Raw genomic sequence first — 22131 nt, 5'->3', positions numbered from 1 at the left:
AAATCCCGCTTTCGACGGGACGATCTCATGGAGGATGCATCCTGATGGCTCGAACTTTCACCCGGACTGCGCTTTTCGCCGCCGCTTCGTCGCTCGTCCTGGGCTCGGCGGCCGGCGCGCAGGTCTTCGACCAGGTCGGCGGCGGCGACCGCCGCACCGTCGAGGTTATCACCGTCACCGCTCAGCAGCGTGAGGAAAGCGCGCAGGACGTGCCGATCTCGATCGGCGCCTACGACACTCAGGCGCTGCAGCAGGCCGGCGTGCGCGACATCAAGGATCTCATCGCGATCGCTCCGGGTCTGATGGTCACCTCGACCCAGTCCGAGACGATCACCACCGCGCGTATCCGGGGCATCGGCACGGTCGGTGACAATTTCGGTCTCGAAAGCTCGGTCGGCGTCTATATCGACGGCGTGTTCCGCTCGCGTAACGGCGTGGGCTTCGGCGATCTCGGCGAGATCGACCGCATCGAGGTGCTGCGCGGCCCGCAGGGCACGCTGTTCGGCAAGAACACCTCCGCCGGCGTTCTCAACATCATCACTGCGGCTCCTGAATTCGAGGGCGGCGGGTCGCTCGAGGCTACCGTGGGCAATTACGGCTATAGCCGGTATTCGGGCCACCTGACGGGCCCGATCATCGAGGACAAGCTCGCTTACCGCTTTTTCGCCGCCCAAGGCGAACGCGACGGCTTCACCGATCTTGTCATCGGCAAGGGCGCCTCGGCGGAGACAACCGAGTCCGAAACCCAGGACTACTACACGCTGCGCGGCCAGCTGCTCTGGACGCCGAGCGACGTGGTCGAGGGCCGGCTCATCGCCGACTACTCCAAGCGCGACGAGCTGTGCTGCTCGGCGGTGCAGTGGGATTACACTGCTGCCGCGGCGGCGTTCGTCGGCGCCGTGGGCGGGCAGGTCCTCCAGCCAGCCGACCCTGAAGAGCGCCTGGCCTTCGCCAACCGGGCCTACGAACAGAACGTCGAAGACTGGGGCGTTTCGGGCGAGTTCGACATCGAAACGCCGATCGGCACGCTGACCACGGTCACGGCCTACCGGAACTGGGAGAACTCGCGCACCCAGGACGTCGATTACTCCAGCGCCGACATCGCCTATCGCGCGGACGGCAACTACACCGATCTCAGCCGCTTCTCCCAGGAAGTGCGCCTGACCGGGGTGAACGGCGATCTCGACTGGCTGGTGGGCGCGTTCTACTCCCATGAGGAGCTGGAACTGGGCGACGCCATCCGCTATGGCGAAGACTGGGAGCCGTTCCTGGGCCGTCTGCTGACCGCCGGCGCGGTTCCGCCGCTGGGCACCCCGGCCGGCGTGTCCGCGACCATCAACACGCTGACCGGCGGGCTGGTCTCCATCCCGCCGGGCGCGGGCTTCGTGGCCGGAACCGGCGTCAATCAGGACGTCTACAACCAGACCGCCGTCAGCTGGGCGCTGTTCACGCACAATACTTACCGGCTGACGGACAGCTTCGCGATTACCGGCGGTCTTCGTTACACCGAAGAAACCAAGGACATCATCGCGACCTTCGACACCAACGCGCCGCTCGCCTGCGCCGCGCTGGAAGGCGCGTTTGGGTTCAACCCGACCGCCGGATTCGTTCAGGCGGTCACCCCGCCGGGCACCCCGCCGTCCGCCAGCACGCTCGCCGGCGCGTTCGCCATCGGCAATATCTGTCTGCCCTATGCGCGGACCGGTCTCGACGTGCACGGGTATGACAACCAGCGCACCGACAAGGAACTCTCGGGCACGCTTCGTGCGACCTGGGATCTCAGCGACGATGTCATGGTCTACGGCGGTTATTCGCGCGGCTTCAAGGCGGGCGGTTACAATCTCGACCGCCAGTTCAACGGCCCGATCGATCCGGCGACCGGCTATACCGACGTGGACAGCTCCTTCGCGCCGGAGATCATCGACGCCTACGAGCTCGGCTTCAAATCCCAGCTCTTCGGCAACGTGGTGCAGCTCAACGGCTCGCTGTTCTGGCAGCAGGTCGAGGACTACCAGCTCAACACCTTCAACGGCCTGTCCTTCGTGGTGGAGAGCATCGACGAGTCCGAGTCCAAGGGCTTCGAACTGGACGCCTTCTGGGCCACCCCGGTCCCCGGCCTCGACCTGACCGCGGGCTACGCCTATGTCGACACCGAGTACTCTGAAGTGAACACCGGCGACGCGCTGGTCGACGCGATCGAGGGTGAGAACTTCTCGCTCGCGCCGGAGCACTTCCTGACCTCGCAGGCGATCTACGAGCGGCCGGTGTTCGACAACCTGCTGTTCACCGCCTCGGCCGATGCGCGTTACGTGTCGGACTACAACACCGGCTCCGATCTCGACCCGGAGAAGGTCCAGGACTCCTTCACGCTGTTCAACGCGCGGATCGGTCTGGGCCGTGAGGACGGGCTGTGGAGCATCGAGCTGTGGGGCAAGAACCTGACCGACGAGACCTACGCCCAGGTCGCGTTCGATCAGTTCGCTCAAGGCCGCCGCGGTACGCCGCCGAGCCCGGGCACCTCGCTCGAACCGCGCAACACCGCCAGCTACGGCGCCTTCCTTGGCGCGCCGCGCACCTGGGGCGTGACGCTGCGTAGCGAATGGTAGGCGACGCCACGCGCTGAAACGGGAAGGGCCGGAGCTCTCGCTCCGGCCCTTTTCGATTCTGGGAGTGTCGCGAAACCGCGGCTACTGGCTCGCCCAGACGATCCGGGCCATCCAGACGATGTCGGCGGCGTCCAGCACCCGGTCCTCATAGTCCGGGTTGAGGCTGATCAGCTCGACCGTGCGGGCGGTCACCCGGCCCAGCTCCTTGGCCATCACCTCGCCGCCGCGGGTCTTCACCACCACGCGGTCGCCGCGGCGCGGCGGGGAGTCAGGCGCGACCACGATCCGGTCGCCCTCGCGATAGACCGGCGCCATGGAGTCCCCGGAAATCTCCAGCGCGTAGGCGTTCTCGTCCTCCACGCCGGGAAAGCGCACCTCCTCCCAGCCCGCGCCCACCGGAAAGCCGGCGTCGTCGAAAAAGCCCTGGCTGCCGGCTTGCGCAAAGCCGATGAGCGGCACGGACCGGCCTGCGCCCGAACCGGTCGCCAGCGCAGCGAAGTCTTCAAAGCTCACGCCGGTCGCCTGCAAAACCTTCGCGAGGCTTTCGGTCGAGGGCCAGCGCGGCTTGGTTCCGTCTGCGCTCGCGCGCTTGGAGGGGTTGAAGGTGGTGGGGTCGAGCCCGGCCATGCGGGCGAGGCCCGAGGGGCTCGCGCCGGCGCGGCGGGCGAGCTGGTCGACGCCTTTCCAGATCTGGGCGTGGCTGAGCATGGGCGCTCCCGGTCAATTGGCGGCTTTATGTCCTCTAGCAGGAAAATTTTCCTGTCGCCAGTCCCGGCGCGCCCCGAGCTTGCCAGCGGCGGTCTGCAGGGGTAGGCGAGCGGCCATGACCGACCCTGTCTTCCGCATCGCCGCGCCCGAGGCGCTGGCCGTCGCCGCCGCCGCTGGCGCGTATGAAGGTGAAGCCTTCGACCGTGCGGACGGCTTCATCCATTGCTCGACCCGGAACCAGCTCGCCGGCACGCTTGAGGCCCATTACGCCGACGCCGAACGGCTGGCCGTCGCCGAAATCGACGCGGACGCGCTGGGCGAGACCCTGCGCTGGGAGCGTTCGCGCGGCGGGGCGCTGTTTCCCCATGTTTACGGCCCGATTCCCTGGAGCGCGGTGCGCGCGGTCCACCTGATCCGGAAGGGCGAGGACGGCTGGCGGTTGGGCGAGGATCTGGCATGAGCGACGCGCTTTCAAAGCTCCTGACCTTCCTGCCCGCCGAGACGGCCCATCGCGCCGCTCTGACCGGTCTCAAGCACGGCTTCGGGCCGAAGGCCTCAGCGAGCGCCGATCCGGTGCTGAGCACGGCGATCGCCGGGCTGGAGCTCGCCCATCCGGTCGGGCTCGCCGCCGGGTTCGACAAGAACGCCGAGGCGCCGGACGCGCTCCTGCGCGCCGGGTTCTCCTTCGTCGAGGTCGGCGCGGTCACCCCGCGCCCGCAGCCGGGCAATCCGCAGCCGCGCCTGTTCCGGCTGCGCGAGGACAGGGCGGTCATCAACCGCATGGGCTTCAACAATGAGGGCCTCGACGTGGTGAAGGCCCGGCTCGAGGCGCGCCAGGCTGATCCCGCGCCGGGCGTGATCGGGGTCAATCTCGGCGCCAACAAGGACAGCGAGGACCGGGCGGCAGATTATGCGGCGGGGCTGAAGGCGCTGTCCGGGCTCGCCGATTTCTTCACCGTGAACATCTCCTCGCCGAACACGCCTGGCCTGCGCGGGCTGCAGACCGGCGCGGCGCTCGACGACCTTCTCAAGAAGGTCAACGACGCGCGCTGGGCCGAACCGGTCTTCCTGAAGATCGCGCCCGACGTCGAGGACGCCGATATCGACGCGCTCGTCGCTGCCGTGGTCCGGCACAAGCTTTCAGGGCTGATCGTGTCGAACACCACGATCGCCCGGCCCGAAACGCTTCAGAGCCGGCATTCCGGCGAGACCGGCGGGCTGTCCGGCGCGCCGCTGTTCGAGGCCTCCACCGAGGTTCTCAAAAAGGTGCGCCGCGCGGCCGGCCCGGACATGCCGATCATCGGGGTGGGCGGCGTGGACGGGCCCGATACGGCCTATGCGAAGATCCGCGCCGGGGCGAACGCGGTCCAGCTCTACACCGCGCTCGTCTATCAGGGCCCGTCCCTGGCGGTGAAGATCCGCGACGGGCTCGCGACGCTATTGAAGCGGGACGGATACGAGCGGCTCGCCGACGCGGTGGGCGCCGATCTCTAGCCGGTCTTTCCCGCCAGAACGTCACGCCTGAGCCCACGCCAGCCCAAAGCCAGCGTGCCTGCGCGGGCGACGTAGTAGAGCAGGAACGCCAGCCACAGCCCGTCTGCGCCGAAGGCGGGGCGCAGCAGGGCGTCGAGCGCGAGGTAGATGACCAGCGCAGCTGCCATGGCGTTGCGCATGAGCGGGCCGCGCGTCGTGCCGATCATCAGACCGTCGAGCTGCCAGCTCGGCCAGCCCGCGATCGGCACCAGCGCGCACCACACGATCGCCGCGCCGGCGGCGGCGCGTACGGCCGGCTCGTCGGTCATGGCGTGGATGAAGGCCTGCCCGCCGATCAGGAACCCCAGCCCCAGCAAAATCGCGCACGCCGCGGCGAGCTCGCTCGTCAGCCTGAAGGCGCGCTTCAGGCCCGTCCAGTCGCGGGCGCCGGCGGCCCTGCCGGTCTCGGCTTCGGCGACATGGGCGAAGGCGTCCAGGAAGAAGGCGCTGATCGAGATGAACTGAAGCAGGATCGCGTTCGCAGCGAGGATGTCCGCGCCGAGCCTGAGGCTCGCCTCGTTGAACCAGTAGAACCCGGCCAGAAGCGCGAGCGTACGCAGGAAGATGTCCCGGTTCACCGAAAACAATCGGGCGAGCTTGCTCCGGTCGAGAAGGCGGGCGGCGTCCGGCGCGGCTCGTTTGCGTAAGGGGCCGAGCACGATGAGGCCGGCGGCTGCGAGGTGGATCCACTGCGCCGCCGCGCTCGCAGCGCCCGCGCCGGCTACGCCGAGATCGAGCCCCAGCACGAACCAGAGCGACAGGGCGGCGTTGGCGAGGTTGAGCGCGATCTGCAGCGCCAGCGCCCGGCCGGTCAGGCCCAGTCCGATCAGCCAGCCGTAAATCGCAAAGCCTGCGAGCGCGGCCGGAGCGCCCCAGATGCGCGCGTCGAAATAGGCCCGCGCTTCGCCTTCGACGGTTTCACCGCCCGAAAACGCGAGGAATATCAGGGGCGCGATCAGGCTCTGCAGGACGAGCAGGACCGCGCCGAGGACCACGCCGGTGCCGGCGCCGCGCCAGAACACCGCTGCGCTGTCTTCAGGCTCGCCGCCTTCGGCCTGGGCGGCGAGCGCGGTCGCGCCCATCCTCAGAAAGCCCAGCGACCAGTAGAGCGCGTTGAAGACCAGCCCGCCCAGCGCCACGGCTGCAATGGCTTCCGTCGAGCCTGTCCGGCCGATCACGGCGAGGTCGACCAGGCCCACCAGCGGCGTCGCGATGTTTGCGCCCATGACGGGCACGGCGCGGGCGAACAGCGCGCGGCGGGTGAGGCGGGCGGCGGTCATGGCCGGTGTCTAGCGCCGAAGCGCGGCGGCGCGAAGCCCCGAGGGGCGGGCGGTCAGCTCGCGAGCGCCCGGCCGAGCGCTTCGCCCGAAAGCCAGGCCTGCTCGGCGCGGCGGCCGAGCCGCCAGTCGCCCGCGACGCCGACGGTCCCGGTCTCGTCGAGCGCGCACGGCTCGCCGGCCGGCCGGGCGACGAGCGCGTAGCGCCAGCGATGCGCAGCGCTCCAGGCCGGCTCTGGCATGACGAAGCGGACATAGGCCTCCTCGCACAGCATGCGCGCGACGGTGTCGGGGTCTTCCTCAAGGAAGCTTTGCGACCAGTCCGGGCTCGCCTGCAGCACGACCGCCTCGGTCTGCGCGCGTCCGGGCCTCGAGGCCATGCGCGCGATCCAGCGCAGGCCGCCGCCATAGATTTGCGCGCCGTCGAATCCGGGATCGTATGGCGTGTCGATCGCGGCCATCACCGTCCAGCACGGCGTGATCTCCACGCCGCGCGCTTCGGCGATGATTTCGGGATAGTCCCCGTCGCTGCGGGCGAGAAAGTCGATCAGCTGTTCGGGCGGCAGGGTGAGGGCGACGCGCTCGAAACCGGCCTCTTCCGAGCCGTCCTCGAACTTCACGGTCCAGTCGCCGGGCCTACCGCGCAGGCGTGCGGCGCGGCGGCCGAACTGCGGGGCGAAGCCGTCGAGCGCGGCCTTGACCAGCCCGTTCATGCCGGGCGCCCCGACCCAGCGCTCGCGTTCCTGCAGCGGTTCGATATTGGCGTAGCGGTCGATGCTCACCAGCCGCCCGGGCCAAGGGGCGGCGGCGCCGGACGCCTCGGCCGCCTTCAGGAAGGCGGCGAAGCTTTCGGTGCGCGCGGTGACGAACTGGCAGCCATGGTCGAAGGCGATTTCACCCAGCGGGGTCTCCACGCGCCGGGTGGACAGCCGGCCGCCCGGCCCGCGACCCTTGTCGAACAGCGTGACGTCCGCGCCCGCCGCTTTCAGCGCCCGCGCTGCCGACGCTCCGGCGAGCCCCGCTCCAATCACCGCAACCCGCATCCGCCCTCTGTTCCTCTGTGGTCGACGCTCTAAGTTTGGCTGATATGGACGGTCAAACGCAAAAAACGACTGAATCGCCTGCGCCTGAACCCGGCGCCGCAGACACGGCGGCTGGGCGCGAAGGGGCGTGCGCGGTCTATTTCGACGGCGCCTGCCCGCTTTGCCGGGCGGAGATCGGCCTTTACCGCCGCTCTGGCGCGGAGGCCGAGTTCGTCGACCTCACCGAAAACGGCCCGCCCGCCGAGATCAGCCGTGAGCAGGCGCTGGGCCGGTTTCACGTGCGCAAGCCCGACGGAACGCTCGTCTCCGGCGCGGCGGCGTTCGCCGAACTCTGGAAAGCGACGCCGGGTTGGCGGACGCTGGGCCGGGTCGCCGCCCTGCCGCCCTTCGTCTGGATCGGCGAGGGGCTTTATCGGGTCTTCCTCATCGTCAGGCCGCAGATTCAGGCGGTGGCGCGGCGCCTGTCGGGCTGAGCTCGGGCGGCGGCTCTCATGGCGAAAAACACCCATCGGGGCCGGCGCACCGCCAAGGCGGATCTGCCTGAGAAGACCTGCGTCTCCTGCGGCCGGCCCTTCGCCTGGCGCAAGAAATGGGCGCGCGACTGGGAGGCGGTGAAATACTGCTCCAAGCGCTGCGCCGGGGCGCGTTGAGCCGCCACATTTCGAAGAAGACATGTTTCCGACAGCGCCGGGAAAGGTGGCGGGCCCCAAAGTGCTCCCATCAACAGCGTTGATCCCGTCTGGTTCCCCGATTGGACGGGCCGGCACGCAGCCGGCCTTCATCCCCGCCGCGCCTCCCCCCGGAGCGGCGGGGATTTTTTTGCGCCGGCCGTCAGGCATAGGCCGAGAGCGCCTCGGCGGCCGCCCTGTGCAGAAGCACGTGCCGGCCCGCCAGCGCCTCGATATCGCGCGAATAGCCGCCGCCGAGCACCCCGACGATCGGCACGCCCCGCCGCATCACCGCCTCGAACACCATGGCCTCGCGCGCGGCGAGGCCGGCGTCGGTGAGGTCGAGCAGGCCCAGCCGGTCCTCGCGATGGGGATCGACACCGGCGTTATAGAAAACCAGATCGGGCCGGGCGGCTTCCAGCGCGTTCTCGACCGCCGCTTTCGCCGCTTTGAGATAGTCTGCGTCGCCGGTCCCGCGCGGAAGGCCGAGATCGAGGTCGGAGACCGCCTTGCGGCGCGGCCAGTTCTCCTCGCAATGCACCGACAGGGTGAAGACGCTCGCGTCGGCCTTGAAGATGCGGGCCGTGCCGTCGCCCTGATGGACGTCGAGATCGATCACCAGCACCCGGCGCGCCAGCCCTTCGGCCTGCATCAGCCGCGCGGCGACCGCGACGTCGTTGAAGACGCAGAACCCCGCACCGCCGTCATGGGCGGCGTGATGGCTGCCGCCTGCGGTGTTGCACGCCGCGCCGTGCTCAAGCGCCAGCCGCGCGGCCAGCGCGGTGCCCGCCACAGCGCAGCGCGAGCGCAGGGCGACAGGCGCGGTCATCTTGAACCCGATTTTTCGTTCGAGCGGCGCCGGAACGGTCTGCCGGCAGACCTGATCGACATAGGCCGGGTCGTGAGCCAGGGCGAGCCAGCTTTCCGGCGCCGGGGCGGGCCTGTGGAAGTCCTCGAAAGACGCCGCGAGCCCTGTGCGAACGCAGGCTTCGGCCACCGCCCTGAACTTTCCCATCGGAAAGCGGTGGGTGGCCGGCACGTCCTCGGCGACATAGGCGGGATGGTGGACGATGGGCAGCAAGACTCACCCGAAATCGTTGTCCAGCACGATCCGGTAGCGCGGGGAGCCGGACTTGAGCTTTTCCATCGCCTCGCCGATCCGGCTCATGCCCATGCGCTCGACCTGGGGGGTTATCCCGTGCCGGGCGCAGAAATCGAGCATGTCGCGGATGGTCGCCGGGCTGCCCAGCGGCGAGCCGGAGACCGAGCGCTGGTTTCCCAGAAGCTGGAAGGCGTGCGCCTTGATGGGCTTGGGCGGCACGCCGACCGTGTGAAGCCGGCCGCGCGGGCCGAGTGCGTTGAGATAAAGGCTCCAGTCCAGATCGACGGCGACGGTGGACAGGATGAAATCGAACCGGCCCGCCTCGGCCTTGAGCGCCTCTTCCGACCGGCTGTCGACGACCCGGTGTGCGCCCAGGCGTTTCGCCTCCTCGGCTTTCGAGCCGGTGGAGGTGAAGGCGGTCACCTCGCAGCCCCAGGCCCTCAGGAACTGAAGCGCCAGATGGCCCAGCCCGCCGATGCCGACCACGCCGACGCGGTCGGTGGGCTTCACGCCGAACTGGACGATCGGGTTGAACACGGTGATCCCGCCGCAGAAGAGCGGGCCTGCGTCCTCGGCCTTGAGATCGTCGGGCAGACGGTTCGCCCAGCTGGCCTGAACGCGGACCTTCTCGGCGAAACCGCCATACCGGCCCACCGCGATCTGCTCGACGGTTGCGCACATGTTGTGGTCGCCGTGAAGGCAGGGATCGCAGACAAGGCAGGAGCGCGAGAACCAGCCTACGCCCACGGTATCGCCAGGCTCGAGATGGCTGACAGTCTCGCCGACCTGGGTGATCTTTCCGACGACTTCGTGGCCGGGCACGAGCGGGAATTTCGTGATCCCCCATTCGTCCTCGTAAAGCGACAGATCGGAATGGCAGAGCCCGCAGCTGGTGACATCGATCTCGACATCGTCGGGCCGCATCGGGCCGGGGTCGTACTCGGCGATCTCGAATTTCGCTCCGGCGGATTTCGCGGCCCAGGCGCGGATCATGGCGTGTCTCCCTCTCGGTTCGCCGCGAGGGTAGGGCGCTGGCGGGCGGAGTAAAGCGGGCGGCGCCCCCCTGCGCCGAAACCCTCGCCGCAAATCTTGCGCGAGGCGATGAGAGAAGACGGTCGGCGCGGGCGGCCGTTCGGCCGAACGCAATTGCAAAGGTTCTAGAAGCCGGACGAAACGCCCGCGCCCGGTGCTGTGAGTACGGGCCGATACCTTACGGTTGCTGTATAGCCCGGCGGGTACGGCTTGCTTCGCCCCGCTCAGCCGGCCCCGGTCACGCCGGGGTGGGCCATTGCGGGGTTTGGGCGCGCTTCGCCGGGATTTCGACCTCGGTCACTCCGACCCGGACCGCCGCCTCGCATCCAGCCCGGGGATTTCCCCAGGCTGAAGCGGCCGCCCCGCCGGACACCGCCCCTCACCCCGACCGTGACGCGTCGCGACCGCCGCCTTAACCGGGTGAAGAGGGGGAGAAGTATACCGGCTGCGCGAAAGAGGCGGATAAGGCCGGGGATAACGACCGCCCCACCGCCCTGAATTCCCGGCCGAACCCCCGGACCTGATCCGGGGGAAGGGCCGGGACCGTGTGCGGGATAAGGCGCGCTCACACGCGCCACGTTTCCCTCCCTTCGCTTCCCGGCCAAGCGCGTCAGCGCGCCGAGCCGGGACCTACCGGAAACACTCAGCCACGTTGCTGAGCGCATGCGGTAGGTCCCGTGTCTCCCTCCGGTCGCACGGGAAGCGAGGGGTGAGATTTTCTAAAAGCAGCCCCCCATCGTCATTCCCGCAGAATTGAAATCTGGCTTCACCCCCGCCGCTAGGCCGGCTTGATCAGGAAGTGGCCGTGCAGGGTGGCGATGGGGGCGGAGCGGCGCTCCTGCCAGGCTTCGACGCGCACATTCGCCACGCGCGAGCCCTGCCGGGTGATCGAGGCGCGGGCGTAGACGTTTTCAGGCCGGCCGGGGCGCAGATAATCGACCGCCACGTCGATGGGCTTGGGTGGGGCGGCGAGATCGCCGGCGGCGAGCAGGCCGGCGGACGCCGTGATCTCCATGAAGGCGCCGATCGCGCCGCCGTGGAGCGCCGGGATCAGCGGATTGCCGACCAGCGTGTCCTTGTAGGGCAGCACGCCGGTCAGCTCGTCGCCATGCGTATCGAAGATCACGCCGAAGCGCTTCACATAGGGGCTCGAGAGAAGAAGGCTCAGACGGTCGCTCACGCCGCGCCTCCTTCGCCGGGCAGTTTCGAGATCGGCGTGACGCCGCGTTCGATGTCGGCCCGGGCGCGTTCGGCGGCTTCCTGGCTGGCGCGCGTCACCATGAAGGCCGCGCGCGCGGTGGCGATGGGATCGTCCCGATCGCCGTTATGGGCGACCGCATCGACGAAGGCGAAAAGCCCTGCGACCTTGGTGGTGCGGGCTTCGGCGACGATCTCCCGGCCCGGCGTGGCGGGCCGCATGTAGTCCAGCCGCAGGTCGAGCGTGGCGGTGGCCTTGTCTCCGCCCAGCCCGGCGAAGGCGGCGGTGCCGCAGGCGTGGTCGAGCAGGGCGGTGACCACCCCGCCATGCATCACGCCGGTCTCGGGATCGCCCACGAGGTCCTCGCGATAGGGCGCGCGCAGGGCCGCTTCGCCCGGCGCGATGCGCGCGAGCTGAAAGCCGAGATCGACCGCATGGGGGCTTCCGGCGACCAGCAGCGGGGCGAGCTGGTCGAGCCGGGATTGAAGATCGTCGCTCATGGAGCCGGTTGTACGCGGGCGAGCGCGCGGCGCCTAGGTCAGGCGGCGGCGCGGCGCTCTACGATGCGTTCGAGCCCGGCGATCACGTCGAGCTTGTGCGCGGTGTCCGCGCCGCGCGCGTCGGAGAGCTTGGCGAGGGTGGCGCGGTGAAGATCGACGATCTCGGAGGCCCTGTCGTCGAGCGTCGTCACGGCGCCGAGATAGCGCTCGAGCGAGCGGCCGACGCGGGCGGCCATGGGATCGCGACGGCGCAGGCTTTCGAACACGATCGAGCGCGCCTCGTTGCGCGCGGCCTCGACCGGCGCGACGAGGCCGGCCGCGACGTCCGCGCCGCGTTTGAAATCTCCGCGCATCGGACGATCCGCGCGCCGGTCGGGGCCTGAAAAGCGCGCGGTCTCGACGAAGCGGCGAGGGCGGGCGGCGATTTCTGCGAGGCGTTCGGCCAGGGTCTTCGGCGCGACCGGGCGCAAAGCCAGCGCGTCCGCGCCGCTGTCACGCACCCGTTCGATGTCGAACAGCCCGCTGCGGCCTGTGACGATCACCGCCGGGGCGCGGCGGTTTCGGTCCGACAGGCGAAGCGCGCGGATGAGATCGGGGCCTTCGCCCAGGCCGGCCTCTGCGTTCCAGCCCGCGACCAGCAGCGGATCGCGGGACTGGCCGAGAAACCAGCGCGCGGTAGCGGGGGTGTCGGCCGGGGTGACCTTGGAGGCGCCCGCATGGCGCAGAATGTCCACGGTGAGCCGGCGATTGAAGCGGGAGGGGTCGCACACCACGATCGGCCGGTCGCGCCAGCAGCGCGACGGTCCGTCGTCGGTGTCGATGTCGAAACGCCCCGTCATGGCGCGGCCCCCTGAAACGAGGGTCGAGGCTCGCACAGGACAGCGCTGAATGCGCGCAGAACCGCTTGTCTTGGTTGACGGAGCGTGAACCCTGGCGCCCGCGCCTAGCGCTTCAGCACCGCGCGCAGCACGTGCCAGACCGCCCAGATCGGCAGGATGATCACCGCGCCCAGGAAGAAGTATTTCAGCGCGTTGCCCAGAAGCTCGCCCAGCCCGCCGAAGAAGCTGTTCCACGCCTCGCCGACCGTGGCGAAGAAGTCGATCCACAGATCGGCGGGGTCGACGTTGAAGAAGGCGAGGATCACGCCCACCAGAACGCACAGGAAGAACAGGATGACCAGGTCGGCCGGGCGGATGGCGGCCAGGCGTCCCATCAGGGTCTTGCGGCTGGGTTTTTCGCTCGTCTCGGTCATGGCGGTGAGCCTTCCTTCCGATTGCGGCGCGAAAAGGGCGGGCGCGCGGCCCGCCCGTGAACCGGTCAACGCGAGAGCAGCCGGTTTCGCTTCCTGCCCGCCTCAGGCCTTCTTCTGGATTTCGACCTGGTGGGGGTAGGGGATCTCGATGCCGTTGGCGTCGAAGGCGATCTTCACCTTCTTGTTCATGTCGAAATGCAGCGCCCAGTAGTCCGAGGCCGCACACCAGGCCCGGATCACATAGTCGACCGAGGAGGCGTTGTGCGCCTTCACCTCGACGAAGACCGCCGGGTCCTTGTGCACGCGCTCGTCGGCCTCGAAGAGCTCGCGCAGAACCTTCTGCACCTTCTCGATGTCGTCGTCATAGCTCGCCGAGAACACGAAGTCGCAGCGTCGGACCGGATAGGCGGAGTAGTTGGTGATCACATTGTCCCAGGCCTGGCCGTTGGGGATGATGATCTGCACGTTATCGGGGGTGTTCAGCTCGGTGTAGAACAGGGTGATGTCCTTCACCGTGCCCGCCACGCCTGCGATGTCGACATACTGGCCGATCGAGTAGGGGCGGAAGAACACGATCATCACGCCGGCCGCGACATTGCCCAGCGTGCCCTGAAGCGCCAGGCCGATCGCCAGGGTGAGCGCGCCGAGTGCGGCGACGAGGCTGGTGGTCTCCACGCCGAAGCGGGTCAGCACGGCGATGATCACCACCGCGATGATCCCCCAGCGCACGATCGAGGAGAAGAAGCTGCACAGCGTCTTGTCCATGCGCGGGTTTTTCTCGGCGAGCTTTCTCACCCAGCGGCCGGCCGCGCCGGCGATCATGAAGCCCACGACCAGGATCACCGCGGCCATGGCCACGTTGATCAGTGCGGCGACGCCCACGGTCATGAGATAGCCGGTGATGGTCTCGACGCTGAAAGCGGGCGCGGCGGCGGCCGCGAGGAAGACGTCGGTCATGAGTGCCCCTTCGGTGCGCTAGTTCGAATTGGCGCTATTTACCATGACCTGCGGCGGCGTCGAATCTCGTTTCGAGCAGGGTCTGCAACGCCTCGATCCGGTCGGCTTCGCCGGCCGGCTTGTCCCAGCGTATGCGGTGGATGCGCGGAAAGCGCATGGCGACGCCGGACTTGTGACGCGGCGAGCGCTGCAGGCCCTCGAAGGCGATCTCCAGAACCAGGCCGAAATCGGGTGCGGCGCGGACGCTTCTGACCGGGCCGAAGCGCTCGATCGTGTTGTCGCGGACGAACTTGTCGAGCTGTTTGAGCTCCTCGTCGGTGAAGCCGAAATAGGCTTTGCCCACCGGCACGAGTTCCTCGCCGGCTTCGCCAGTGCGCCAGACCCCGAAGGTGTAGTCCGAATAAAAGCTCGACCGCTTGCCGTGCCCGCGCTGGGCGTACATCAGCACCGCATCGATGAGGAACGGATCGCGCTTCCACTTGAACCAGGGACCCTTGGGCCGGCCTGGGACGTATTCGCTGTCCCAGCGCTTGAGCATCACGCCCTCGGCGTGCGCGTGGGGCGGATCGGAGCGGAGCGCTTCGAGGGCGGGCCAGCTCTCGATGCGGACCAGTTCTGAGACGTCCAGCCGATCAGGCGCGTTCGCGATGAAGGCTTCCAGCCGCTCCCGGCGTTCGCGGAACGGCTTGCGGCGCAGATCGGTCTCGCCCTCGACCAGAAGATCGTAGGCGCGGATGAAGGCGGGCCGGTCGACCATCATCTTCTTCGACACGGTCTTGCGGTTGAGCCGCTGCTGCAGCTCTGAGAAGGGGGCCACGCCCCCATCAGGTGCGCGGATCAGAAGCTCGCCGTCGATCGCGCCCTCGAAGGTCAGCGCGGCGAGCACGTCGGGGAAGGTGTGGGAGATGTCGTCGCCGGTGCGCGTATAGAGCCGGCGAACCCCGTCTTCGCTGACCGCCTGCACGCGGATGCCGTCCCATTTCCACTCCGCCGCGTAGTCTTCCGGATCGAGCTTTGCGAGGTCGGCGTCCTCGACCGGGTTGGCGAGCATGACCGGGCGGAAGGGCGACTTCGCCGCGCTTTCGGGCTTGTCGGTTTTTCCCTCCAGCCAGGCGAACAGGTCTTCATAGGGCGGGGTGAGGCCGTGCCAGAGCTCCTCGATCTCGGTCAGCTCGACATCGCCGAATCTCGCGAGCGCTGTTTTCGCCAGCCTCGCCGACACCCCCACGCGCAACCCGCCGGTGACGAGCTTTAAAAGCGCCCAGCGCCCGTCCGCGTCCAGCGCGTCGAGCCAGGCTTCGATGAGTTTCGGCGCTTCGGCGCGCGTGGCGTCAGACAGCGTTTCGACGACTTCGGACAGGTCCGGCGTGCGGTTCGCGCCGTGCCTCGCCGGCCAGATCAGCGCGGTGGTCTCCGCCAGATCGCCGACATAGTCATAGCTCAGCTCGAACAGGACCGGATCGACGCGCTCGGCCGCGATGGCCCGGATCGCGCCGGCCTTCGCGCCGGTGAACTTCAGCGAGCCTGTGATCGCGGCCAGCGCCAGCCCGCGCTCGGGATCGGGCCGCTCGGCGAAATACTCCACCAGCAGCGCGAGCTTGGCGTTGCGCTGGGGCGTGGTCGACAAAGCGTCAAGCAGGCGGGCGAAGCGTTCCATGAGCCCTCATATAGCCGCGGTGTGCGGAATGTCCCCGGCGCCTTGCGGGTTTTCCCCGCGCGCGCGGCGCGGTAAGCCTATCGTCAGGAAAAACAACGCGCGCGGGAGCGATCTGCGACGCGCGGACCTTCTTGAGGGGAAAACATGGCTGAGAACAACGCACAGGGCGGCGCGACGGTCGAGCACCAGAAGGGGTTTCTGGGGCTGGTCGAGCGCGCGGGCAACAAGCTGCCCGACCCCGCCTTCATCTTCTTCTATCTGATCATCCTGATGGCGATCGTCTCCACGGTCGCCGCGTTCATGGGCATCTCGGTCGAGCATCCGACCCGGCTGGCTGCGGACGGCAGCCCTGACATCGTCTCGGCGGCGAGCGCGCTTTCGCCTGAGAACCTGCGTCATCTGCTGGTCGAGATGCCGGAAATCTTCACCGGCTTCCATCCGCTGGGCTACGTGCTGGTGGTGATGCTGGGCGCTGGCGTGGCCGAACGCGCGGGCCTGTTCGGCACGGCGATGCGTGCTGCGGTCTCCGACGCCCCGCGCTTTCTGCTGACCCCGGCGGTCGCTCTGACCGCCATGCTGGGCAACCTCGCCGCCGACGCGGCCTATGTGGTGCTGATTCCGCTTGCAGGCGTGATCTTCGCCGCGGCCGGCCGTCACCCGATCGCCGGGATCACCGCGGCGTTCGCCGGCGTGTCGGGCGGGTTCAGCGCGAACCTTCTGCCCGGCCAGCTCGACGCGCTTCTGTTCGGCATCACCGAGGAAGCGGTGATCGCAGTCGATCCGAACTGGACGATGAACATTGCAGGCAACTGGTTCTTCATCGCCGCCATGACCTTCATCTTCCTGCCGGTGATCTGGTTCGTCACCGACAGGATCATCGAGCCGCGCCTGGGCAAATGGACCGGCGGCGCGGTCGCCGGCGGCAAGGGCACCGAAGACGACGAGGACCCCAGCGCCCCGCTCACCGCCGGTCAGAAGAAGGGCCTCGCGCTCGCCGGGCTCGCCTCGCTAGCGGTCGTGCTGGTCTGGGCGGTGCTGACGGTCGACCTCGTCTCGCTCGTCACGCTCGGAAACCTCTCGATGTACGGCGGAGACGTGCCGCTTCTGGACGAGTCCGCGCTCGCCGACTCCGGCGTGGCTGTGGCGCTGGTGCCGTTCTTCCAGTCGCTGGTCGCGGCCTTCATGATCCTGTTCATCTTCGCCGGCGTCGCCTACGGGCAGGCCGCCGGGACGATCAGGAACCATCGCGACATCGTCGACATGATGGCCGGCGCGATGAAGGACATGGGCTACTATCTCGTGCTGGCCTTCTTCGCGGCCTATTTCGTCGAGCTGTTCAACGTCTCCAATCTGGGCCTCATCTCGGCGGTGAACGGGGCGAGCGCGATCGAAAGCTCGGGCCTGCCGCTGCCGATCGTGCTGGGGCTGATCGTGCTGTTCGCCGGTCTTCTGAACCTGTTCGTGGGCTCGGCCAGCGCGAAATGGGCGCTGATGGCGCCGGTCCTGGTGCCGATGCTGATGCTGCTCGGCGTCAGCCCGGAAATGGCCACTGCGGCCTACCGGGTCGGCGACAGCGCGACCAACATCATCACCCCGCTGATGGTGTATTTCCCGCTGGTCCTGGTCTTCGCCAAGCGCTGGGTGCCCGAATTCGGCCTGGGCAGCCTGACCGCGGCGATGATCCCGTATTCGATCTGGCTGATGATCACGGGCATCGTGATGACCATCGCGTGGGTCTATCTGGATCTGCCGCTGGGTCTGGGCGCGCAGGTCGGCTACGAGCTGCCCCAGGCCATGGGCGGCCAGTAAAGCGGCGCGCAAGCGACGGGAACGGCGGGCCGACTTCGCGGTTGATCCATGATCAGCCCAGCGAACGAGGCCCGCCATGCCGTCCAAATCCGCCGCCCAGCAGAAAGCCGCCGGCGCCGCTCTGTCCGCCAAGCGCGGCGAGACGAAAGTCTCCGACCTTCAGGGCGCCTCAAAGCAGATGTACGAGTCCATGAGCGAAAGCCAGCTCGAGGATTTCGCCGAGAGCTCCCGCAAGGACAAGCCCGAACACAAGTCTGACAGCTAGGCTGAGGCAAGGCCGCCTCGCCATTTGCGCGCGCCATGCGTTAGGGTCCGGACCGTTTCACCGCTCCGGAGCCCGCCATGACCCTTACGCTTCACCATCTCGGCCAGTCGCGCTCCGAGCGCATCATCTGGCTGCTCGAAGAGCTGCAGATTGAATACGTGCTCGAGCGCCACAAGCGTGACGGACAGACCCGGCTCGCCCCGGATTCGCTCGCTCGCCTGCATCCGCTGGGCAAGGCGCCGCTTCTGGTGCACGACGACCGCGTGATCGCAGAGAGCGGGGCGATCGCGATGTACCTGCTCGAACAGTTCGATGCCGCGCACCGCGTGCACCCCGACCCGGGCCAGAAGAATCGCGCGGTGTTCCTGGAGTGGATGCATGCGGCCGAAGGCGCGATCTTCCTGCCCTTCCTGATGAACACCTATCTGACCATGACCGGGCTCGAGGACTCCATTCTCGCCCAGTACATGGCCGGCGAGCGCAAGAAGGCGCTTGGCGCGGTCGAGGCCCATCTCGCCGACAATGACTGGTTCGCCGGGTCGAGCTTCACCGCCGCGGACATCATGATGGGCTTCCAGCTCGAGAACGCAGATCGCGCCGGCGCGATCGACAAGGACAGCCCCGTCAAAGCCTGGCTCGAGAAGATCCGCGACCGCGACGCCTACAAGGCCATGCGCAAGGTGACGGCGGAGGACTGAGGGCGGGGGCGCTTGATGCTCTCACTCTCCTCGCTTCCCGGCGAAAGCCGGGACCTACGGTCAGCACTCAGCAGGAAAACGGCCCGTCGCGGCTAGATTTCTCGCTGAGTGTTTCGGTAGGTCCCGGGTCTCGCTTCGCTCGCCCGGGAAGCGATGAAAAGGGCGTGGGCCCCTAAACCTCAGCCACGCGCCTGTAGGCCGGAAGCGTCAGGAACTCCTCGAAGCGGTCCGACAGCGCCAGCTCTTCGAGGATGTTCTTCGCCTCCTCGAAGCGGCCCTCGCCCCAGGCGGTCTCGCCGATCTCGTCCCTGATCGCCGCGCCGGCCTCTTCGATGACGGACGTCACGCGCGAGGCGTCGATCACCTCGCCGTCCTCGGTCTTCGCGCCGTGCACGCGCCATTGCCAGAGCTGGGCGCGGGAGATTTCCGCGGTGGCGGCGTCTTCCATGAGGTTATGGATCGGCGCCGCGCCGCGGCCGGAAAGCCAGCTGGCGATATAGCGGATCGCGACGTCCGCGTTGCCGCGCAAGCCCTCCTCGGTGATCGAGCCTTCATTGGGCGTGAGGTAGGCGGTCCGGTCCTCGGAGACCTCGGGGATCTTGTGAAGCTGGTTGGGGCCCTCCATCACGGCGTCGAAGGCGTCCAGCGCCACCGGGACCAGGGCGGGGTGGGCCACCCAGGCGCCGTCATGGCCGATCTCGGCTTCCCGGCGCTTGTCTTTGCTGACCTTCTCGATCGCGGCCTCGTTCTCAGCCTCGTCGCCCTTGACCGGGATGAAGGCGCTCATCCCGCCCATGGCGTGCGCGCCGCGCCGGTGACAGACTGCGATCACCCGCTTGGCGTATTCGGCCATGAAGGGCGCGGTCATGGTGACCTGGTTGCGGTCGGGCAGCACCTTGGAGCTGTCGGTCTTCTGGCGCTTGATGAAGGAGAAGATGTAGTCCCAGCGCCCGGCGTTGAGCGCGGTGATGTTGTCGCGCAGCTCGTAGAGCATTTCGTCGAGCTCGAATGTGGCCGGCAGGGTCTCGATCAGGATCGTCACCCGCGCCGTGCCGCGCGCCAGCCCGAGCTTCTCCTCGCAATGGGCGATGACCAGCGCCCAGAGCCGGGCTTCGAACCGGGTCTCGAGCTTGGGCAGATAGTAGTACGGCCCCGAGCCGTTCTTCTTCGTGCTGGCGTGGTTATGGAAGAGATACAGGATGAAATCGAAGAACCCGCCGGAGACCGGCGAGCCGTCCACGGTGACGTGCGCTTCATCCAGATGAAGCCCGCGCGCCCGCGCGATCAGCACCGCCGGATCGTCTTTCAGCGCGTAGGACTTGCCGGAGGTTTCGTCGGTGAAGTCGATCGTGCGCGCGTTCGCGTCGCGCAGATTGATCTGGCCGTCCATCATGTTGGTCCAAGACGGGGTGGAGGCGTCCTCGAAATCGGCCATGAAGCATTTCGCGCCGGAATTGAGCGCGTTGATCACCATCTTGCGGTCGACCGGGCCTGTGATCTCCACCCGCCGGTCGGCGAGGTCTTTCGGGGCGGGTTTGACCGTCCAGCTCCCGGCGCGGATCGCAGCGGTCTCCGCGGGGAAGTCCAGCGTCTCCTCGCCGGCGTCCAGGCGCTTCTGACGCGCCTCGCGCTCTTTCAGGAGCCGCAGGCGCTCGGCGTCGAAGCGCCGGTGCACGTCGGCGATCAGGTCCAGCGCTTCGGGGGTGAGGATCTCCTCATAGCCCGGCTTCATCGCGCCCTTGATCTCGACGCCTTCGGCGATGTCTCGCATGCTTTCGCTCCTCAAGTCTTTTCGTGCAGCGCGTCCGCGCTCGCTATGACGCCGTCTCTGTCGGCGTAGATCCAGTCTCCCGGCGCGATCACCGCGCCTGCGATCCCCAGAACGGGGCCGCGCTCGCCCAGACCCCGCTTTTCGGTCTTCACCGGGCACAGCCCCAGCGCCAGAACGCCCAGCGCCTCGGCTTCAAGTTCGTGCACGTCGCGCACCGCACCGTAAACGATGACGCCCGCCCAGCCGTTCTCGGCGGCCTGGGCTGCGAGGTTTCCGCCGAAGAGCGAGCGCTTGAGCGAGCCGCCGCCGTCGATCACCAGAACCCGGCCTTCGCCGGGCTCGGCGACCGCCTCGCGCACGCGCGAATTGTCTTCATGGGTGCGGATGGTCTCCGCCCGGCCGTGAAAGCTGCGCACGCCGCCGAAGCTTTGAAAGACCGGGTCGAGCACGCGCACGGCGTCGGGATGGGCGTCGCAAAGGTCGCAAACAGGGATCATCGGATAAAATCAGGCCGGGGCTTGAAATGAAGAGCGCCGGGGAGCGGACATCCAGCGGTCCGGCCCGGCGCTCTCGGATCCGGACATCCAGCGGTCCGGATCGGTCGGGGTGGAGGTCCCGCCGCACACATCCAGCGGTATGCGGCGGGGGCGCCTCCCGAACCGGATCATCCAGCGGACCCGGCTCGTAACGCGTGGCCGCGCCTTACTCGGCGGCGGCGGGCTTGAACTGGGCGGTCTCGGTGGACTCGCCCATGGCCGTGGTCGAGCTGGTCCCGCCCGAAAGCGTGGTGTTGACCAGGTCGAAATAGCCGGTGCCGACCTCGCGCTGGTGACGCGTGGCGGTGTAGCCGTCCTTCTCGGCGGCGAACTCGGCCTGCTGCAGCTCGGAATAGGCGCCCATGCCGCGGTCCTTGTAGCCGCGAGCGAGCTCGAACATGCCGAAATTGAGCTGGTGGAAGCCCGCCAGGGTGACGAACTGGAACTTGTAGCCCATCGCCCCGAGTTCCTTCTGGAATTTCTCGATGGTGGCCTTGTCCAGATTGGCTTCCCAGTTGAACGAGGGCGAGCAGTTATACGCCATCATCTTGCCGGGGTGCTCTTTCTGCACCGCCTCGGCGAAGCGGCGCGCCTCGTCGAGATTGGGCTTGGAGGTCTCCCACCACAGAAGGTCGGCGTATTTGGCGTAGGCCAGGCCGCGCTTGATGCAGTGATCGACGCCCATGCCCTTCTTCAGGCGGTAGAAGCCCTCCGCGGTGCGGCCGGCGCCGAAATCGATGAACTCGTGATCGCGCTCGTCGATGTCGGAATTGATCAGCGTCGCGCTCTCCGCGTCGGTGCGCGCCACGGTGAGCGTCGGCACGCCCATGACGTCGGCGGCGAGCCGCGCGGCGTTGAGATTGCGCTCATGCGCGCTGGTCGGGATCAGAACCTTGCCGCCCAGATGGCCGCATTTCTTTTCCGCAGCGACCTGGTCTTCGAAGTGCACGCCGGCGACGCCCGCCTCGATGAAGGCCTTCATGATCTCAAAGCAGTTCAGCGTGCCGCCGAAGCCGGCTTCGGCGTCCGCCACGATCGGCGCGAACCAGTCACGGCTCGCCTCGCCCTTTTCGGCGACCTCGATCTGGTCGGCGCGCTGGAGCGTGCGGTTGATCTTTCTGGCCAGCTCAGGGGCGGAGTTCGCCGGATAGAGCGACTGGTCGGGGTACATCGCCCCGGCGGTGTTGGCGTCGGCGGCGACCTGCCAGCCCGACAGATAGATCGCCTTCAGACCGGCGCGGACCATCTGCATGGCCTGGTTGCCGCTGAGCGCGCCCAGCGCGTTCACGTAGGGCTCGGAGTTCAGAAGCCGCCACAGCTTGGCGGCGCCGCGCTCGGCCAGGGTGTGCTGGATCTGCACCGAGCCGCGCAGCTTGAGCACGTCCTCGGCGGTGTAGTTGCGCTCGAGGCCGTCGAAGCGGCCAGGAGCGGCGCCGGGAACGATGTCGTAAAACGAAGTCATGCAAGGAACCCCTGGATCAGCGTTGTGAGAACCTAGACACGACCAACGCGCCACGTC

At 68.1% G+C, this 22131-nt stretch carries 22 protein-coding genes; 8 read left to right on the top strand and 14 right to left on the bottom strand.

Annotation, left to right across the window (positions count from 1 at the left end; all coding sequences use genetic code 11):
* The first annotated feature begins 44 nt into the window (after positions 1-44).
* Complete coding sequence (locus ABL308_14390; protein ID XBQ16128.1) at positions 45-2606, top strand: TonB-dependent receptor; 2562 nt, start codon at positions 45-47, stop codon at positions 2604-2606.
* Positions 2607-2687: 81 nt separating this feature from the next.
* Here the strand turns inward: ABL308_14390 and ABL308_14385 are convergent, their stop codons facing one another.
* On the bottom strand, positions 2688-3314 hold the full coding sequence (locus ABL308_14385; protein XBQ16127.1) for a helix-turn-helix transcriptional regulator: 627 nt from the start codon (positions 3312-3314) through the stop codon (positions 2688-2690).
* Between the two features lie 115 nt (positions 3315-3429).
* On the opposite strand from ABL308_14385, the gene ABL308_14380 reads away from it, so the two are divergent.
* Positions 3430-3774, top strand: a complete 345-nt coding sequence (locus ABL308_14380) for a DUF952 domain-containing protein (protein ID XBQ16126.1) — start codon at positions 3430-3432, stop codon at positions 3772-3774.
* Complete coding sequence (locus ABL308_14375) at positions 3771-4808, top strand: quinone-dependent dihydroorotate dehydrogenase (protein ID XBQ16125.1); 1038 nt, start codon at positions 3771-3773, stop codon at positions 4806-4808. Before ABL308_14380 ends, ABL308_14375 begins: the two co-directional genes overlap by 4 nt.
* On the opposite strand, the gene ABL308_14370 is transcribed toward ABL308_14375, so the two are convergent.
* A complete protein-coding gene (locus ABL308_14370) occupies positions 4805-6127 on the bottom strand; it encodes an MATE family efflux transporter (GenBank protein ID XBQ16124.1) in 1323 nt (440 codons plus the stop codon). The two genes, ABL308_14375 and ABL308_14370, sit on opposite strands and share 4 nt — an antisense overlap.
* Positions 6128-6180: 53 nt before the next feature.
* Complete coding sequence (locus tag ABL308_14365) at positions 6181-7167, bottom strand: FAD-dependent oxidoreductase (GenBank protein XBQ16123.1); 987 nt, start codon at positions 7165-7167, stop codon at positions 6181-6183.
* A 44-nt stretch (positions 7168-7211) separates the two neighbouring features.
* Here ABL308_14365 and ABL308_14360 point away from each other — a divergent pair, with 44 nt between their 5' ends.
* Together ABL308_14360 and ABL308_14355 are read left to right on the top strand one after the other, a co-directional pair.
* Positions 7212-7640 (top strand): DUF393 domain-containing protein, encoded by a 429-nt coding sequence (locus ABL308_14360; protein XBQ16122.1) that lies wholly within the window; start codon positions 7212-7214, stop codon positions 7638-7640.
* A gap of 18 nt (positions 7641-7658) precedes the next feature.
* Positions 7659-7817, top strand: a complete 159-nt coding sequence (locus ABL308_14355) for a DUF2256 domain-containing protein (GenBank protein XBQ16121.1) — start codon at positions 7659-7661, stop codon at positions 7815-7817.
* A 181-nt stretch (positions 7818-7998) separates the two neighbouring features.
* On the opposite strand, the gene ABL308_14350 is transcribed toward ABL308_14355, so the two are convergent.
* From ABL308_14350 to ABL308_14315, 8 genes are all read right to left on the bottom strand, one after another.
* Positions 7999-8916 (bottom strand): histone deacetylase, encoded by a 918-nt coding sequence (locus ABL308_14350; protein ID XBQ16120.1) that lies wholly within the window; start codon positions 8914-8916, stop codon positions 7999-8001.
* Between the two features lie 3 nt (positions 8917-8919).
* On the bottom strand, positions 8920-9930 hold the full coding sequence (locus ABL308_14345) for an NAD(P)-dependent alcohol dehydrogenase (protein XBQ16119.1): 1011 nt from the start codon (positions 9928-9930) through the stop codon (positions 8920-8922).
* Between the two features lie 817 nt (positions 9931-10747).
* Positions 10748-11149 (bottom strand): PaaI family thioesterase, encoded by a 402-nt coding sequence (locus ABL308_14340; GenBank protein XBQ16118.1) that lies wholly within the window; start codon positions 11147-11149, stop codon positions 10748-10750.
* On the bottom strand, positions 11146-11667 hold the full coding sequence (locus ABL308_14335; GenBank protein XBQ16117.1) for a PaaI family thioesterase: 522 nt from the start codon (positions 11665-11667) through the stop codon (positions 11146-11148). The genes ABL308_14340 and ABL308_14335 overlap by 4 nt, the downstream gene beginning before the upstream one ends.
* A gap of 38 nt (positions 11668-11705) precedes the next feature.
* Complete coding sequence (locus tag ABL308_14330; protein ID XBQ16116.1) at positions 11706-12506, bottom strand: hypothetical protein; 801 nt, start codon at positions 12504-12506, stop codon at positions 11706-11708.
* A gap of 104 nt (positions 12507-12610) precedes the next feature.
* Complete coding sequence (locus ABL308_14325; protein XBQ16115.1) at positions 12611-12919, bottom strand: hypothetical protein; 309 nt, start codon at positions 12917-12919, stop codon at positions 12611-12613.
* A 102-nt stretch (positions 12920-13021) separates the two neighbouring features.
* Complete coding sequence (locus ABL308_14320; protein ID XBQ17746.1) at positions 13022-13807, bottom strand: mechanosensitive ion channel domain-containing protein; 786 nt, start codon at positions 13805-13807, stop codon at positions 13022-13024.
* A 103-nt stretch (positions 13808-13910) separates the two neighbouring features.
* A complete protein-coding gene (locus ABL308_14315; GenBank protein XBQ16114.1) occupies positions 13911-15533 on the bottom strand; it encodes a cisplatin damage response ATP-dependent DNA ligase in 1623 nt (540 codons plus the stop codon).
* Positions 15534-15677: 144 nt separating this feature from the next.
* Here ABL308_14315 and ABL308_14310 point away from each other — a divergent pair, with 144 nt between their 5' ends.
* The 3 genes from ABL308_14310 to ABL308_14300 all read left to right on the top strand — a co-directional run bounded on the left by ABL308_14310 (position 15678) and on the right by ABL308_14300 (position 18305).
* Positions 15678-17342, top strand: a complete 1665-nt coding sequence (locus tag ABL308_14310) for an AbgT family transporter (GenBank protein ID XBQ16113.1) — start codon at positions 15678-15680, stop codon at positions 17340-17342.
* A 76-nt stretch (positions 17343-17418) separates the two neighbouring features.
* Positions 17419-17607: a DUF3008 family protein gene (locus ABL308_14305; GenBank protein XBQ16112.1), complete on the top strand. Its 189-nt coding sequence runs from the start codon at positions 17419-17421 to the stop codon at positions 17605-17607.
* A gap of 77 nt (positions 17608-17684) precedes the next feature.
* Complete coding sequence (locus ABL308_14300) at positions 17685-18305, top strand: glutathione S-transferase family protein (GenBank protein XBQ16111.1); 621 nt, start codon at positions 17685-17687, stop codon at positions 18303-18305.
* A gap of 172 nt (positions 18306-18477) precedes the next feature.
* Here the strand turns inward: ABL308_14300 and aceB are convergent, their stop codons facing one another.
* The 3 genes from aceB to aceA all read right to left on the bottom strand — a co-directional run bounded on the left by aceB (position 18478) and on the right by aceA (position 22074).
* Positions 18478-20076 (bottom strand): malate synthase A, encoded by a 1599-nt coding sequence (gene aceB / locus ABL308_14295; protein ID XBQ16110.1) that lies wholly within the window; start codon positions 20074-20076, stop codon positions 18478-18480.
* 11 nt (positions 20077-20087) lie between these two features.
* On the bottom strand, positions 20088-20573 hold the full coding sequence (gene rraA, locus ABL308_14290) for a ribonuclease E activity regulator RraA (GenBank protein XBQ16109.1): 486 nt from the start codon (positions 20571-20573) through the stop codon (positions 20088-20090).
* Between the two features lie 205 nt (positions 20574-20778).
* A complete protein-coding gene (aceA, locus tag ABL308_14285; protein ID XBQ16108.1) occupies positions 20779-22074 on the bottom strand; it encodes an isocitrate lyase in 1296 nt (431 codons plus the stop codon).
* Between the last annotated feature and the right edge of the window lie 57 nt (positions 22075-22131).

Source organism: Oceanicaulis sp. (genome assembly GCA_040112665.1).
Taxonomy (GTDB): Bacteria; Pseudomonadota; Alphaproteobacteria; order Caulobacterales; family Maricaulaceae; genus Oceanicaulis.
The sequence above is the reverse complement of the archived record's forward strand: the minus strand, read 5'-3'. Positions and strand labels throughout refer to the sequence as shown.